Source organism: Psychrobacter sp. K31L, from assembly GCF_017942195.1.
In the GTDB taxonomy this organism is placed as follows: Bacteria; Pseudomonadota; Gammaproteobacteria; order Pseudomonadales; family Moraxellaceae; genus Psychrobacter; species Psychrobacter glaciei.
In genome coordinates this window covers 149,256-165,049 of record NZ_JAGKSC010000001.1, presented here as the reverse complement: position 1 = coordinate 165,049, position 15,794 = coordinate 149,256, and the positions used below count along the sequence as shown (strand labels likewise).

Here is a 15,794-nt window from a genome sequence, read left to right as displayed (position 1 = left end):
CTTATACGTTTATTATAGGTTCATTATCGATTTTTATTTTCTCAACCAAAAAATCCACAGCAGCTTTTACTTTTGGTACTAAGTAGCGCTGTTTTTGGTACAACAAATACACCGCCATATCAGCATGTTGGGTAATCGTTAATGTATGCTCAAAGTTTAGTTCTATCAATTGTCCTGACTCAAGATATGACGCTAACGCCCATCGAGTTGACATTAAAACACCGTCACCGTCACAAGCTTTTTTTGCCAGCCACGGCCCGTTGTTTGAAATCGCTACCGCAGGCCCTGAGACATCATGCCACTGATCGTTCACATGACATAGCCAAGGCGTTGGCCCTGTTGGTGCTTTAAAATAAAGGCCATTATGATCTTTTAATTCCATCACATGGCTAGGTATACCGCATTTTTTCAGATAACTAGGGGATGCAACTGGAATAAAGCCATTGTCCATCAGCCTGATTGCGAGCACTCGCTCATTGGGCGCGTAGCCACCGCGAATCGCAATATCGACATCATCACGCCCAAGCGTTGACAGCTCATCACTCAAACTGACATCCAATACAATCTCTGGGTATAACAGACTAAATTCATCTAATAAGGGTAGCAGTATTTTTTCACCAAAACCCACCATGGAGCTGATTCGCAAACGCCCCATTGGCGTCGTTTGGTAGCTGCGAACCGTCTCTTTGCTTTGTTCTAATTGGTTCAATATCTGCTGCACGTCGTTGTAATAGACTTGCCCAACTTCGGTCAGCTTAACGATGCGAGTCGAACGCTTTAATAATGTCGCGCCCAAACTCTTTTCTAAATCAGAAACACGTCTCGACAATGAGGATGGCGGCACATTAAAGGCACTTGCCGCTTTGGTAAAACTACCCATTTCGACGACTTTACTAAAATACCGTATTGCACGTAGTTGATCCAACCTATTTCTCCATTCTATAAATATTTGAGTATTTTCGCTCTATTATTGTCTTAATAACAATAGTGATTCACGTTTTCCCTTATATATAACCATATTAAAACCAGTAATAATGTGTTTAACTTAAAAATTACAACTTTTATATCAACAATGGAAAATGGACTTATGATTACTTTGCATGGTTTTGCTGCGAGCAACTATTACAATATCGTGAAACACACCCTTTTATTCAAAGAACTATCATTCCAAGAAAACCTTGTCTACGGTAGTAGTGATGAGTTGATGAAAGTCAGCCCAGTTGGCAAAGTACCTGCCATCACAACCCCTGATGGCTTTAACTTGTCAGAATCGAGCGTTATTTGTGATTTTTTAGAAGAGACCTACCCAGAAAAGCCGTTATATCCTAAAAATGCGGCAGAACGCGCGACTGTGCGTCAAATTATGAAGATATCAGAGCTTTATTTTGAGCTACCAAGCCGTCGCCTGATTCCTTATGTTTTTTCAGGCACTGATGCCCCTGAATCTGTCAAGGATGAAGTACGCCAAGTATTGAGCCGCGGTATTATTGCCTTGAATCGCTTGTGTCAATTCTCGCCTTGGATTGCAGGTGACGAGTTCACGATGGCTGACATCTATGTTTATTATGTGAATACTATTGTCAGCGCATTTGCCTCTACCCAACTTAACTGGGATGTGCTGGCAGAAATCCCAGGTATGAAAGAGTGGAATGCTGCTATGAGAGAGTCTGATACTGCCAAACAAGTAGAAGAAGGTCGTCTAGCAAACATGCCAGAGTTTATGCAGCATGTGACAGCTCAAATTAAAGCCGCAAACGCTGGCTAGTTTGATATTAAAAAGTACTTAACTACAGAACAACCTTTGTATTCAATAACCAAAAAATAGGGCCAATACAATACCGTCATTGGTTCAATAACTATAACGATTTGCAGGAGAAAACTTTATGACTGATAAAAATATCCAACTGACCTCAACCATCAGTGAAGACAATAAATTAACATTGGCATTACAAGAGATTGATATGCCGCAACCTGGTGCCGATGAAGTCGTTGTGCGCATTGAAGCGGCACCATTGAACCCATCTGATTTGGGGGTTATGTTCAGCGCCGCCAATATGGCAACCGCTGTACAATCAGGCACCGACGAAAACCCAGTCATCACGGCTGATGTCCCCGCCCAGTTTATGCCATCGCTAAAAACACGTGTGGGTAAAGCCACGCCTGTGGGCAATGAAGGCGCAGGGACTGTGGTCGCAGCGGGCTCATCAGATGCCGCACAAGCATTGATGGGTAAGACGGTAGCTGTGATTGGCGGTGGGACTTATCGTCAATACCACTGTGTCAATGTACAGAGCTGCCTAGAACTAAAAGAAGGCACCACGGCTAAAGAAGGCGCCTCTTCTTTTGTAAACCCGCTTACTGCGTTAGCGATGGTTGAAACCATGCGTGCTGAAGGGCATAAAGCCATCATTCATGCAGCGGCAGCCTCTAGCCTTGGTCAAATGTTAAACCGTATTTGTATGGCTGATGGCATTGATTTGATCAATATTGTACGTAGAGATGAGCAAGAAACGCTATTGCGTGATATGGGCGCAAAATATGTGGTCAACTCAAGCAGTGATAATTTCATTGCTGATTTAACGGCAGCGATTATCGAAACAGGTGCCACTATCTCGTTTGACCCTATTGGTGGCGGTCAGTTAAGCAGCGATATTCTGAACTGTATGGAAACTGCTATCACTCGTGATGTAGAAGAATACAGCGTTTATGGGTCTGACACTTTTAAACAAGCTTATATTTATGGCGCCCTAAACCGCGGCCCTATTACATTGAACCGTAACTTTGGTTTTGCTTGGGGTGTTAATGGATTCCTATTGTTCAATGCGCTAGGCAAACTGGGCACCAAGACAGTCATGTCGATGCGCAAACGTGTTGCAGAAGAAATCACCACGACATTTGCTAGCAGCTATACGCATGAAGTGTCATTAGCAGAGGCATTAAAACTACAATCAATCGCCGCTTACGGTAAGCAAGCGACCGGTGAGAAGTACTTAATCACGCCTCAATCTTAATTGTTGTTTAAAAAGTAATTTAGAAACAAAAAAGCAGATATCGATTATGATATCTGCTTTTTTTATTTGCATGTTCAACTGACCCTAATGTCCATCAACTCATTTATAGTTTCTCTAAAAATTAACTATATTGGTTGATAGTACGTTTTGTTGTTCAGCCTGAGTCTTGGTAAACAACTGGACTTAATATTCATTATCACGGTATAAGGGATTTTGCGCCTCTGCCATGAAATCTTCGTAAGTAATAGCAGGCTCAATGCTGACAGACCTATTCTCTACTATTATGTTTTGGTTGATATCTCTTGCATTGCTATAAGCACCCGCATGATTAACTGTGTTTAAACTGTCATCAACGGTATGTTGGATTATTGAAACTGCCTTTGCTACGAGCTCATCTTCAGCAACAGCCGCATCGGTGCTCGTTATTGGCGTTTGCTCAATAAACGAAGTTGAGCGCTCAGAGAAAGCGACTAAAATGCCATTCATATCAAGAGTTACGACGGTGGCGGCAATAATTAAGGCGCTGGTTATAGCAGTCACAGCCATTAATTTGATATTGCTGTGAGACTCACTTACTGATTTTTTTGGGATATTGGGAACTGGCTGTGTTTGTTCGGATGCAGCTTTTATAGGTGTTTGATTGAGATAATTATAAGTATCCCGATCTGCTGTTTCTGCTGCTGCTGTTTCTGCTGCTGCGGTTTCTGAGATAGGCTCTTGCGCTTGGACCACGTTTTCTATGGTGTTTTTCAAATATTGTTCGTAGACATCACGAGTGCGCTTGTTAATATTCAGCTCAATGTCACCATGTTTAGGTAACTCCATGCCCTTATTAAGGCTACTTTCACTATCTGCAATTTCCATAAGTCAATACCAAGTCAGTCTTCGTAAGCAACGGCACATAATCGTGTTGTATATTCGTAATAATACAAATATATTGATTCTATTCAACTTATTTTGGTATGAGCGCTATGACTGACAGACAAACGGTACATTTTTTTGCGAAAGTATCATTTTGGGTTGTCGTTTTTCTAAGACAATTCTCTAAGACTATTTGGATAGTAGCATTGATCAATATCAATGCGTTATTTGGTTGATAGCATCAATCACTGGTCTCACGGTACAACGTACTTTGTGACTCTTGCCTAAAATCTTCATAAGAAATCGCGGCTTCATTGTCCAAGCCATCGGTAGTTGCTTCTACTATCTGTTCTGTCTCTTCATCTGCTGCGACACTTGATGGCGCATCAGTTTGATTGGGATTGATGACTGCTGATGATTCAGCTTCAGTCACTGGTGGATTATTCGAGAGGGTTGTCGCCTTAGCTGCCTTAGCCTGAATCTTAGGTTGAGTAGCGCTACTGACATTGGTGTCAATATCGCTCGCCACCTCTTTAGAGGCATCAGACACTGTACCTTCTGTCGAAGGAGATAAGATGCCACTGGCATTAATGGTTAACACAATAATAGCGGCCAATAATGTCCCGATAGCAATGCCAATGATGAGAGGCTTTTTATTACTGGCCAGCTTACCCTGCGGTTTTACTGCTTCGTTGTTAACAGGTTCTGCCATGTTTTCAACGACTGTATTTTCAGCAACTTTGCTTTCAACCACTTGCTCATCATTATGAGCTGGGTGAAAAGTATCAGTATCAGTATCAGTATCAGTATCAGTATCAGTATCAGTATCAGTATCGTCACTGGTATGCTCAACATGACTGCTGTCTAGTTCAAGGTCTGAATTTTCATCCAAATCATAGCTATCTGGATAGTCTTTATTTGATGATTGAGGCGTATCTGCTAGTGATTCATCGTTGCCAAAGATTTTCTCTTCATTAATAAAGTCAAAGCTGACATCTGTAGTTGTCGTATCTGATACATCTATGTCTATCCCCTCATTATCCTCTGAGGTGGCAAAAAACTGCAATTCTTCTGAGCTTAAAGACTCATAATTAGGAGATTGTCGTATATTCTCCCATGGCGTTAATTGGTCAGACTTGCCTTCATTTTGATTGTCATCTTCTGTACCGTCAACACGACTGATAAAGCGTTCATAGATATTATTTTTGACAAGCTTACGCGATTTTTTATTAACAAGTTTGGTCAACTCCTCGTCAAAATCAGTACCGATGTCTTTTTTTTCATCGTTCATAGAATAACACCAAGCCAGTTTATTCTACTGGCGTTAAATGACTGCTAAAATGAAATTGTAATTTTTCTTGCGCAAGTGTAACAATGTTACCAACCCTCAATATAGTTGCTCACCTCACTATCTTCAAGCATAATTTATTCGATATCACTAATATTTATACGTCGCCTCTCAAACAGTAAGGCGAATACGTATGAAAAACCGATCTCTATAGAGACACCCTATACCAGAACAGGCGCAATAATATGGATTTAAAACAGCTCAATGCGTTTATTGCTGTTGCAGATTTGCGTAGCTTTAGCGCAGCAGCGACTAAAACTGGATTGTCACAGCCAAGTCTGAGTCGCCTGCTCAAACAGCTTGAGACCGATATGGGCGTGGTACTCATTGATCGCTACCATAGACCACTGCATCTGACTGAGGCGGGTGCGTTTTTTTACGATAAAATCAGTACCATACTGACAGAGATCGATACCGTTACCAGTATGACGCAACGCTTATCAGCGCCAAGTAGCGTCTTAAACATCGGTTTTGTGCCGTCAGTGTTATATGGACTACTGCCTGAAATAATTGCAACGCTCAAGCAATCCAATCCTGATATCGAGGTCAATTTAAAGGACATTAGCTCTTATCAACAAATGGATGCCCTAAAGAGTGGTGAAATTGACATTGGTTTTGGTCGTTTCGCTCATCAGGATGCATGGATTCAACAGATACTATTGCGTCATGAGCGTTATGTGGTGGCGCTTCCTAAAGCCCATCCGTTGGCTCATGTGCGTGAGCAGCGTTTGATTGATTTGGCAAACAACCGCTTGATTCTATATCATCAAACGCATCTGCCAGTCTTGACGACGACAGCAAGCACATTAACAGCTGATACGGGAAGTAGCGCGGTAAACGCCAATAGTGAGCAGTCACCGCTGAATGAGCCCATCACCGAACCTTTGCTACATCTGTTTGCACAATATGGCATCTCGCCATTTATGACCACCACAGTGAGCGATTTGCAAGTCGCACTTGGTTTGGTGGCTGCGGGCGAAGGTATTACCTTAGTGCCTGCCAGCCTACAAACGGTACGCACGGAACAAATCAGCTATCAACGTTTGGTTCATGAAAACGTCACCTCGCCTATTTTTCTGCACACCCTCAAAGATTTTGTGCATCCAAAAATACCTGATTTGCTCGTCGCCATTTATCATGTGTATGAGCAGCGCGGCATCACATACCGGCAGCAAAAATTTGTGTCAGAGCCTTAAATTATCAGCTATCGAATGAATATTGTGTTATAAAGAACCGCCAAAAAATAATCAATCCTAATGCTTGATATTATGGGTTGATTATGCTAAATAAAAAGAATGGCAATGCAAACAAATAGTAATAATGACTAGAATAATCGTTCTCCTGAGTAGCATTGGTGTGCTAAAGTCGATACAAGATGAATCGTTTTATATTTAAGCAAGTGATAGACCGATTCTCTAATGATCATTGGCAAGCTGACACAGGAAAGTGATAATTTGCCGTTTTAACCATTTCGAGGTATTTATGACCACACAACGTATGAACAACCCTGATAGCGCTACTGCCCAGGAAGGCTTTAGTTGGCGCATCTTTGGTCCTGGCATTCTAATGGCAACGGCTGCCATTGGCGGCTCGCATTTAATTTCATCAACGCAGGCGGGTGCTATCTATGGCTGGCAGCTGGCAATCATGATTATTTTGGCCAATGTCTTCAAGTATCCGTTCTTTCGTTTCGCGACAGATTATGTCTATGACACGGGCGAGAGTTTAATCGCTGGCTATGCCAAACGCTCAAAAGCCTATCTGTGGATTTACTTTATCTTATCCATTTTATCAGCCGTCATCAGTACTGGCGCAGTCTCTTTGATCGCCGCAGTGATATTGGGCTTTATGCTCCCCGCCTCCCTCGGGTTATCGACGATGGCGTTGTCGTTAATCATCGTTTCCGTTTCTTGGTTCTTTTTGATAGCAGGACATTATAAGTTGCTCGATGGCCTGACCAAGTGGATTATGATTGCGCTGACGACGGCGACCGTCGCTGCCGTGATTATTGCTGCTGGCAAGCCGACAGTGATGACCGTTGACTTTGTTGCTGCCTCTCCTTGGAATTTGGCGACCTTGGGTTTCATCGTCGCGCTAATGGGCTGGATGCCAGCGCCGCTCGAATTTGCCGCCATTACCTCTATGTGGACGTCTGCTAAAGTCAAAGCCGATCATACAACCAAGCGTCAAGGGTTACTGGACTTTAATGTTGGTTATTCAATTTCTGCTATTTTGGCGTTGTTCTTTTTATCGCTTGGTGTTTTTGTGCAATATGGGTCGGGTCAAGAGATTGAGCTGGTCGGCGGTGCATATATCAATCAGCTGATTAACATGTATACCGCCACCATTGGTGAATGGTCGAGATTACTGGTCGCCTTCGTCGCCTTTATGTGTATGTTTGGCACCACGATTACCTGTGCGGATGGCTATGGTCGCGCCAATGCAGAGTGCTGGCGTTTGATTAAAGGCGAAAGTGAAATCACCAAAAAACAAATTGCTTTTTGGACGACCTATGCCATCGGTGGTGGCTTGGTTATTATTACTTTCTTTACTGGACAGTTAGGCTCTATGCTCAAATTTGCCATGATATCCGCTTTTGTCTCCGCGCCTATCTTTGGCTGGTTAAACTACTCGTTGGTTCGTAGTCATCAAAAGCTATCGGCAGGCATGAATGCGCTATCAGTTGCAGGCTTAATTTTCTTAGGCGGCTTTGCGCTACTATTCCTAGCTAATTTGGCGGGTCTGTTTGGTTAAATAAACACTGACAACCTAACGCGTCTAGTCGTATGTCATAAAAGCCCTAATAGCTGAGTTGTTAGGGCTTTTTTAATGGCTACTGATAAGTAGACAAAGCGATAATGCTTCCAATAATTGTAACTAAATGTAAAAAATTAATGATAAGAATTTTGATTGCTTGAGAAAAATGAATAGTTAACCGAACAGATCGTTATAAAATACATAATGCTATTCGATTTATGAATATTTTTAAAAAAACTACATTAACTTATTAAAATAAATAAACAATAATTCAATGTATAGCCTTTGCAGGGGTGATTAATTGGGTATAATCAACAACAACGATAACACTATCCCTCCACGTAAGGACTACGACATGACCTCACCATCCGCTGGCGCGCGCTTCCGCAGTGCAATGAAACAAAAAAATGATAACAATCAACCATTACAAATCGCTGGCGCGATTAACGCCTATACAGCGATGATGGCGACGCAGGTCGGTCATCAGGCTTTATATCTCTCTGGGGCTGGCGTGGCCAATGCCTCATTCGGCTTACCTGATTTGGGTATGACTAGCCTTGATAATGTCCTAGAAGATGCCCGCCGTATTACGGATGCGGTTGATACGCCGCTGCTTGTCGATATTGATACTGGCTTTGGTGGCGCATTCAATATCGCCCAAACCATCAGAAAAATGGAAAAAGCAGGCGTGGCAGCGGTACATATCGAAGATCAAGTCGCTCAAAAGCGCTGCGGTCATCGCCCAAATAAAGAAATCGTTAGCATCTCAGAAATGGTTGACCGCTTAAAAGCCGCTCTTGATGCCAGAACGGATAAAGACTTTGTCATCATGGCTCGTACTGATGCCTTATCTGTTGAAGGGCTTGATGCAGCCGTTGAGCGCGCCGTTGCCTTTCAAGAAGCGGGCGCTGACATGATCTTTGCAGAAGCCTTAACCGATATCGAGATGTATCGTAAATTTACTGATGTACTTGATATCCCAGTACTAGCGAACATGACGGAGTTTGGTCAGACAGATTTATACACCACGGAGCAATTATATGCCGTTGGTGTTGATATGGTGCTGTATCCGCTATCAGCTTTTCGCGCGATGAATAAAGCGGCATTAAACGTTTATCAGCATCTATTGAATGATGGCACCCAAGACAAAATTGTGGATACCATGCAAACCCGCATGGAGCTGTATGATTTCTTGAATTATCATGAATTTGAGCGAACGCTAGATAACTTGTTCGCTGATAATAAGTAGTTAGTAGTTAGTAATTAGCACATGGCAACGCCGTAGAGATAAATCACCTTTGAGTGTTTTTATCTCTATGAAATTCGTCTTTATTTAATTTTAGGTTATTTATGTCATTTTTTAATTCTAATTCTGTTGTAAAAGCTTCATTACTTAGCAGTACGCTTGCCGCTTTGTTATTCACAACAGGCTGTGATAAAACACCAGAAACCGCTGATGACACGACCAGTAATGCAAGTGACGTTGCTGTTGCCGATACGTCTGCTGCACAGCCAGCCAGTCAAGACGATCTTGTGATGACGACAATTACGTTAGATACCGTCAACAGTCTGTTGTTCGCCCCGATTATCACTAGCGGTGCGCTCAGTGCAGAGCAAGTAAGCTGCCTTGAATCGCGTGACAAAGACTTGGGCAAAGTCGAAGTCGATAGCTTCTATAAAAGTCAGTTCACCGATGCTGAGTTAAAAGAGCTGGATAAGTTTTATACCTCAGATGTAGGGGAAAAGTTGATTGCGTTTGGCAACGAGCAATTGCGCGTCATGAACGGTGAAGAAGTTGCAACGCCAATGGCTGACCCTACCCCAGAAGAAATGACTGAAATCCAAACCTTTATGGAATCACCGCTTGGCGTCAAGTACATGAAAATTAACAATGCAGAAGGCGCAGGCAGCGCGATGGAAGTATTGAACGTGCCTATTGAAGCTGAGTTTGAGCGTTGCAATGTCGATTTAGATGGTCTACAGCCTGAACAGCCTACGTAGCTGTCAGTCAGCGATATAGTAAGTCATAAATTAACGGTAAGAAATACTCCCTTTTCAATTCAAAAAAGCTACCCACAAAAGGAATTTAATCATGGCAGCACAGAACCCATCAACAAAAGTATTGTCAGGCGCAGGACTACGCGGTCAAGTCGCTGGCAAGACCGCTTTATCTACCGTTGGCAAATCAGGCTCAGGCTTGACGTATCGCGGTTACGATGTGTCAGAGTTGGCAGACAAATGCATCTTTGAAGAAGTCGCCTATCTATTGCTTTATGGTAACCTACCTACGCAGAGTGAGCTTGATGCGTATCAAACCAAGTTAAAAGGTCTACGTGGTCTATCACAGCCGCTAAAAGACGTGCTTGAGCGTATCCCAGCTGACGCCCATCCGATGGATGTCTTGCGTACTGGCTGCTCTATGCTCGGTAACCTTGAGACTGAAATGAGTTTCGACGAAGAAAACGACCAAGCTGATCGTATGCTTGCTGTTTTCCCATCTATCATTAACTATTGGTATCGCTTCACGCATGACAACGTACGTATCGAAACCGAGACGGATGATGAAACCATCGGTGGACATTTCCTACATCTACTTAAAGGTGAGAAACCAAACGAGCTACACACCAAAGTAATGAACGTTTCGCTTATTTTATACGCTGAGCATGAGTTCAACGCTTCAACCTTTACTGCGCGCGTTTGTGCCTCTACCCTATCTGATATCCATTCTTGTATCACTGGTGCAATTGGCACCTTACGTGGTCCTTTACATGGCGGTGCCAACGAAGCCGCGATGGATATGATTGAAGGCTTTAGCTCACCTGATGAAGCCGAAGAAGAAATGATGGGAATGCTGGCTCGTAAAGACAAAATCATGGGCTTTGGTCATGCCATCTATAGCGAGTCAGATCCACGCAATGTCGTGATTAAAGGTTGGGCGGAAAAACTGGCCGCTGACGTTGGTGATGAAGTGCTATACCCCGTATCAGTACGCTGTGAGGAAGTGATGTGGCGCGAGAAGAAATTGTTCTGTAATGCTGACTTTTTCCATGCGTCTGCCTATCATTTCATGGGTATTCCAACCAAACTGTTCACACCTATCTTTGTTTGTTCACGCTTGACGGGCTGGGCATCTCATGTATTTGAGCAGCGTGCGAATAACCGTATTATTCGCCCAAGTGCCGAATATACTGGTGAAGAGTTGCGCCCTGTACCAGATATGAGTGCGCGTTAATTTAGCACTTAATGTTGAGTAAGTTTTAGCTTGGTAGGGTGTGTTCCATCGTATTAATAACGACTTTCAGGTACACAGGTCGCACCCTACATTTTCTCATTCTTACCTTTATTTTCCTTGCAAATTTATACCGTTTTTTTAGCAAAGCCTGCCAGCACTACTAATGACAACATTAGCGATAACAACGGCATAGCAATGATTTTGCTAAAAAAATTTCAATCTAAATTAACCAGCCAACCGCCAAAGGTGACTTATGGACAACGCCCTAGTACAACCCATGAATGAGCAATTCAAAAAGCCACTACCCGATACTGACCTTTATTACTTTGATACCCGTGAAGCCGTTGAAAATATCGAAGTGGGCGCATATGACAAACTACCGTACTCATCCAAAGTACTGTGTGAAAACTTGGTTCGTCGTTGCCCACCTGAAGACTTAACCGCCGCATTGACCCAGCATATTCAGGGTAAGCAAGACCTTGATTTTCCTTGGTATCCGGCTCGCGTCGTCTGTCATGATATATTGGGTCAGACCGCTTTTGTTGACTTGGCAGGCTTACGTGATGCCATCGCTGAACAAGGTGGCGATCCGTCTAAAGTAAACCCTATCGTACCCACTCAATTAATTGTCGATCACTCATTAGCCGTTGAGCATGCAGGCTTTGAAGAAGACGCGTTTGAGAAAAACCGTGCCATTGAAGAGCGCCGTAACGATGACCGTTTTCACTTTATCAACTGGTGTGAATATGCCTTTGATAACGTCAACGTCGTACCGCCTGGTAACGGCATCATGCATCAAATTAACCTTGAAAAAATGTCGCCAGTGGTACAAGTCGTAAAAGGCAAAGACGGTCGTGAAGTGGCCTTTGCTGATACGCTCGTTGGTACGGATAGCCATACGCCTATGGTTGATGCCTTAGGTGTTATCTCAATCGGTGTTGGCGGCTTAGAAGCCGAGAGCGTCATGCTGGGGAATCCATCATATATGCGCCTGCCTGATTTTGTTGGCGTAAAATTAACTGGCAAACTGCAAAAAGGCGTTACTGGCACTGATTTAGTCCTCGCCATGGCTGAGTTCCTACGCAACGAAGGCGTGGTCTCTACTTATATTGAATTTTTCGGTGATGGCGCACGCCAGCTAACCGTTGGTGATCGCGCCTCCATCTCTAATATGACCCCTGAATATGGCGCAACCGCAGCGATGTTCTATATCGATGAGCAAACCATCGATTATCTGCGTCTAACGGGTCGTAGTGAAGCGCAAATCAAATTAGTCGAGCAGTATGCCAAGCAAACCGGCCTATGGGCTGATGGCATGGAAAACGCCGAATACGCGCGCGTGCTTGAGTTTGACTTGTCAGCCGTCGTACGTAATCTGGCTGGCCCTTCGCGTCCACATGCACGGGTATCGACCACGGATTTAGTGGCCAAAGGCATTGCTCATGGCGCTGACGAAAAACTACCAGAACCAAAAGACGGTCTGATGCCAGATGGTGCGGTTATCATTGCTGCCATTACCAGCTGTACCAACACTTCTAACCCTCGCAACATGGTTGCCGCAGGCCTCGTCGCCCGTAATGCCAATGCAAAAGGCTTATTACGTAAGCCTTGGGTAAAATCATCGTTAGCGCCCGGCTCTAAAACCGTCAAGATGTACTTAGAAGAAGCTGGTCTCATGTCTGAGATGCAGCAAATAGGCTTTGATGTGGTTGGCTTTGCTTGTACCACCTGTAATGGTATGAGTGGCGCGCTTGATCCTGATATCGAAAAAGAAATCATCGATAATGATCTATTCACCACCGCAGTTTTATCAGGCAATCGTAACTTTGATGGTCGTATCCATCCGTATGCCAAGCAAGCTTTCTTAGCATCACCGCCGCTTGTTATCGCTTATGCTATCGCGGGTAATATTCGCTTTGATATTGAAAAAGACTCATTAGGCCAAGACCAAGATGGCAATGAGGTTTACCTAAAAGACATCTGGTTCGACGATGACGAAGTGGATGCTATCGTGGCAGAAGCCGTGAAGCCTGAACAGTTCAATGCCGTCTATATCCCGATGTTTGATGAGGCCAAAAAAGACACTGGCAAGGCTTTAAGCCCATTATACAACTGGCGCGAGATGACCACTTATATCCGCCGTCCGCCGTATTGGGAAGGCAAAATGGCAGCGATGAACAAATTAAAAGGTATGCGTCCATTAGCAGTATTGGGCGACAATATCACCACTGACCATATGTCACCGTCGAATGCTATTCTTGGTGCGTCGGCAGCTGGCGAGTATCTCGATACTATGGGCTTGCCTGCTGAAGACTATAACTCATACGCGACCCATCGCGGCGACCATTTAACCGCGCAACGTGCCACTTTTGCCAATCCTAAACTATTGAACGAGATGGTACTCGACGACAGCGGTGAAGTCATCCAAGGCTCACTGGCGCGCGTCGAGCCAGAAGGTCAAGTCATGCGGATGTGGGAAGCGATTGAGACCTATATGAACCGTGAGCAGCCGCTTATCATCATCGCAGGTGATGGCTATGGTCAAGGCTCAAGCCGTGACTGGGCTGCCAAAGGTGTGCGTCTCGCTGGCGTAGAAGCCGTCGTTGCCGAAGACTTTGAACGTATTCATCGTCAAAACTTAGTGGGTATGGGCGCGCTGCCTCTACAGTTCGAAGAAGGCACGACTCGCCATACATTAAATATCGATGGCACGGAAACCTTTGATGTCACGGGCGAAGTCTCTGCTGGCGGGTTAATGACGTTGGTAATCTATCGTGCTGATGGTAGTACCACTGAGACGCCAATTATCTGCCGTTTAGATACTGCTGACGAAGTAAAAATGTACAATGCAGGCGGTATGCTACAACGTTTTGCTAAAGAGTTTATCGAGGGTACGCTAGATATTGTGTAAATCCTTGCCTTTGCTTCAAGTTTTTTAAAACGTAGAGACAAAAAGAGCTACTTTAAGAGTGGCTCTTTTTTTAATTTTCGCTAAATTAATGAACAAAATTCAGCCTTTGTTCTCTTGCTATAGGTTTCAAACCCCATTGATTTATAATATACTGGTTTGGTTCACAACGTATTATCCTGATAATTGCATTGTTTTATTGACCTCTTATCAGTTTTTGTTATTTCACAAATTACTGTAAAGACAAAAAGGAAATATAATGAGCACTCCTATCGTAGACAATGAAATCAAGCTGAATAAAAGCAACCCGCCATTGAGCAGTCATCAAGCATCATTACCTCCAAAGCTACCTGCAAAAACAGATAATCGCCGCCATATCGTATTGATTGGCGCAGGATTTGCCGGTATTCGCTGTCTTGAGAAATTGGCCAAATATAGCGCTGATCGTATCACCTTAGTTGACCGTAATGACTATCATTTTTTCCCACCGCTGATATATCAAGTCTCTGCTGGATTTTTAGCGTCATCAGACATTAGTTATCCGCTACGACGATTCATCGAAAATTATGACAATGTGCGCTACCGTCAAGGCAATCTCCTTCGTATCAACACCGAAGATAAAGTCGTGACCCTTGATACAGGCAATGTGTCTTACGATCGCCTGATTATCGCCACTGGTGCTGAGACCAATTATTTTGGTAATAAGGATATTGAAGCTCATGCATTGCCTATGAAGACGATCAAGGATGCCTTGAGTATTCGCAATCATATGCTGGCGCAATTTAATTACGCTGCCTCTTTGCCAGTAGCAGAGCGTGAGCCTTATCTCTCTATTGTGATTGCAGGTGGTGGCCCTAGTGGTGTTGAGCTGGCAGGTGTAATGTCCGAGATTCGCTTATATACGCTACATAAAGAATATCCTGAGCTACTAGAAAATGTCGGTGGTATCACGCTGGTCACGGCTGATCCCGTTTTGCTCGCACCGATGAGTGCTGAGGCACAACGTTATACTCAATTACAGATGGAAAAATTCAAAGTTGACCTTGTTTTTAGTGATCCTGTAGCGCGTTACGATGGTCATATAGTCACACTAAAAAGTGGTAAAACCCTTCACACACACAATCTGATTTGGACGGCGGGTGTCACTTGCGAGCCTATAAACGGTCTTAATCCAGACGATTATGGTCGAGGAAATCGACTAGTTGTCAATAGTCATCTGGCCTTACAACACCACAAAGATATCTATGCGCTTGGTGATATTGCACTGGCGACTCATGATGACAACTATCCGAATGGTCATCCTCAATTGGGACAGGTTGCGAGTAGTCAGGGTACGTACCTTGGCAAATACTTAAGTGACAAAACAGTTGAACCATTTCAATATAAACATAGTGGTGATATGGCGATGATTGGACGCTTAACAGCAGTCGCCGATATAAAAGGCATGCACTTAAAAGGCATCATAGCGTGGCTTGCATGGGTGGTTATTCATATCTTGTCGCTCAGCACTGCCAAAAATCGTTTGGCAACAACTTGGAATTGGATGACTGCTTTTTTGACTGGCAATCAGTCGTTTCGGATGGGTATTCAGCCTCACGAAGACAAGTTCACCCTAACCAAAGATAGTACAGCGGCAAAAGAGCCATAAGTCATAATGATATTGAATGGTTGTACTTA

At 43.7% G+C, this 15,794-nt stretch carries 12 protein-coding genes; 9 read left to right on the top strand and 3 right to left on the bottom strand.

Annotation, left to right across the window (positions count from 1 at the left end; all coding sequences use genetic code 11):
• Position 1 precedes the first annotated feature (1 nt).
• The gene (locus J5X94_RS00655) at positions 2 to 925 is read right to left on the bottom strand and encodes a LysR family transcriptional regulator (protein ID WP_210539313.1); all 924 of its coding nucleotides are present in this window, start codon (positions 923 to 925) and stop codon (positions 2 to 4) included.
• A 162-nt stretch (positions 926 to 1,087) separates the two neighbouring features.
• On the opposite strand from J5X94_RS00655, the gene J5X94_RS00650 reads away from it, so the two are divergent.
• Both J5X94_RS00650 and J5X94_RS00645 read left to right on the top strand, forming a co-directional pair.
• Positions 1,088 to 1,765, top strand: coding sequence for a glutathione S-transferase family protein (locus J5X94_RS00650; RefSeq protein WP_210539311.1), 678 nt, complete (start codon positions 1,088 to 1,090; stop codon positions 1,763 to 1,765).
• Positions 1,766 to 1,883: 118 nt separating this feature from the next.
• Positions 1,884 to 3,011, top strand: coding sequence for a zinc-binding dehydrogenase (locus tag J5X94_RS00645; protein WP_210539309.1), 1,128 nt, complete (start codon positions 1,884 to 1,886; stop codon positions 3,009 to 3,011).
• A gap of 183 nt (positions 3,012 to 3,194) precedes the next feature.
• On the opposite strand, the gene J5X94_RS00640 is transcribed toward J5X94_RS00645, so the two are convergent.
• Both J5X94_RS00640 and J5X94_RS00635 read right to left on the bottom strand, forming a co-directional pair.
• The gene (locus J5X94_RS00640; protein WP_210539307.1) at positions 3,195 to 3,875 is read right to left on the bottom strand and encodes a hypothetical protein; all 681 of its coding nucleotides are present in this window, start codon (positions 3,873 to 3,875) and stop codon (positions 3,195 to 3,197) included.
• A gap of 238 nt (positions 3,876 to 4,113) precedes the next feature.
• Entirely contained in the window at positions 4,114 to 5,163 is a 1,050-nt protein-coding gene (locus tag J5X94_RS00635) for a hypothetical protein (protein ID WP_210539305.1), read from the bottom strand.
• Between the two features lie 242 nt (positions 5,164 to 5,405).
• Between J5X94_RS00635 and J5X94_RS00630 the strand changes: the two genes are divergently transcribed.
• The 7 genes from J5X94_RS00630 to J5X94_RS00600 all read left to right on the top strand — a co-directional run bounded on the left by J5X94_RS00630 (position 5,406) and on the right by J5X94_RS00600 (position 15,765).
• Positions 5,406 to 6,416, top strand: a complete 1,011-nt coding sequence (locus J5X94_RS00630) for a LysR family transcriptional regulator (RefSeq protein ID WP_210539304.1) — start codon at positions 5,406 to 5,408, stop codon at positions 6,414 to 6,416.
• 286 nt (positions 6,417 to 6,702) lie between these two features.
• Positions 6,703 to 7,974, top strand: coding sequence for an NRAMP family divalent metal transporter (locus J5X94_RS00625; RefSeq protein WP_210539302.1), 1,272 nt, complete (start codon positions 6,703 to 6,705; stop codon positions 7,972 to 7,974).
• Between the two features lie 358 nt (positions 7,975 to 8,332).
• Positions 8,333 to 9,226, top strand: a complete 894-nt coding sequence (gene prpB, locus J5X94_RS00620; RefSeq protein WP_210539301.1) for a methylisocitrate lyase — start codon at positions 8,333 to 8,335, stop codon at positions 9,224 to 9,226.
• A 101-nt stretch (positions 9,227 to 9,327) separates the two neighbouring features.
• Positions 9,328 to 9,978: a DUF2059 domain-containing protein gene (locus tag J5X94_RS00615; protein ID WP_210539298.1), complete on the top strand. Its 651-nt coding sequence runs from the start codon at positions 9,328 to 9,330 to the stop codon at positions 9,976 to 9,978.
• Positions 9,979 to 10,069: 91 nt separating this feature from the next.
• The gene (prpC, locus tag J5X94_RS00610) at positions 10,070 to 11,209 is read left to right on the top strand and encodes a 2-methylcitrate synthase (protein WP_210539296.1); all 1,140 of its coding nucleotides are present in this window, start codon (positions 10,070 to 10,072) and stop codon (positions 11,207 to 11,209) included.
• 277 nt (positions 11,210 to 11,486) lie between these two features.
• On the top strand, positions 11,487 to 14,120 hold the full coding sequence (acnD, locus tag J5X94_RS00605; RefSeq protein ID WP_210540006.1) for a Fe/S-dependent 2-methylisocitrate dehydratase AcnD: 2,634 nt from the start codon (positions 11,487 to 11,489) through the stop codon (positions 14,118 to 14,120).
• A gap of 256 nt (positions 14,121 to 14,376) precedes the next feature.
• Positions 14,377 to 15,765, top strand: coding sequence for an NAD(P)/FAD-dependent oxidoreductase (locus J5X94_RS00600; RefSeq protein WP_228293094.1), 1,389 nt, complete (start codon positions 14,377 to 14,379; stop codon positions 15,763 to 15,765).
• The last annotated feature ends 29 nt before the right edge of the window (positions 15,766 to 15,794 follow it).

Excerpts from the sequence above, each read along its gene's own strand:
- J5X94_RS00650 (WP_210539311.1), top strand. The coding sequence starts at position 1,088 with ATGATTACTTTGCATGGTTTTGCTGCGAGCAACTATTACAATATCGTG.
- J5X94_RS00645 (WP_210539309.1), top strand. The coding sequence starts at position 1,884 with ATGACTGATAAAAATATCCAACTGACCTCAACCATCAGTGAAGACAAT.
- J5X94_RS00640 (WP_210539307.1), bottom strand. The coding sequence starts at position 3,875 with ATGGAAATTGCAGATAGTGAAAGTAGCCTTAATAAGGGCATGGAGTTA.
- J5X94_RS00635 (WP_210539305.1), bottom strand. The coding sequence starts at position 5,163 with ATGAACGATGAAAAAAAAGACATCGGTACTGATTTTGACGAGGAGTTG.
- J5X94_RS00630 (WP_210539304.1), top strand. The coding sequence starts at position 5,406 with ATGGATTTAAAACAGCTCAATGCGTTTATTGCTGTTGCAGATTTGCGT.
- J5X94_RS00625 (WP_210539302.1), top strand. The coding sequence starts at position 6,703 with ATGACCACACAACGTATGAACAACCCTGATAGCGCTACTGCCCAGGAA.
- prpB (WP_210539301.1), top strand. The coding sequence starts at position 8,333 with ATGACCTCACCATCCGCTGGCGCGCGCTTCCGCAGTGCAATGAAACAA.
- J5X94_RS00615 (WP_210539298.1), top strand. The coding sequence starts at position 9,328 with ATGTCATTTTTTAATTCTAATTCTGTTGTAAAAGCTTCATTACTTAGC.
- prpC (WP_210539296.1), top strand. The coding sequence starts at position 10,070 with ATGGCAGCACAGAACCCATCAACAAAAGTATTGTCAGGCGCAGGACTA.
- acnD (WP_210540006.1), top strand. The coding sequence starts at position 11,487 with ATGAATGAGCAATTCAAAAAGCCACTACCCGATACTGACCTTTATTAC.
- J5X94_RS00600 (WP_228293094.1), top strand. The coding sequence starts at position 14,377 with ATGAGCACTCCTATCGTAGACAATGAAATCAAGCTGAATAAAAGCAAC.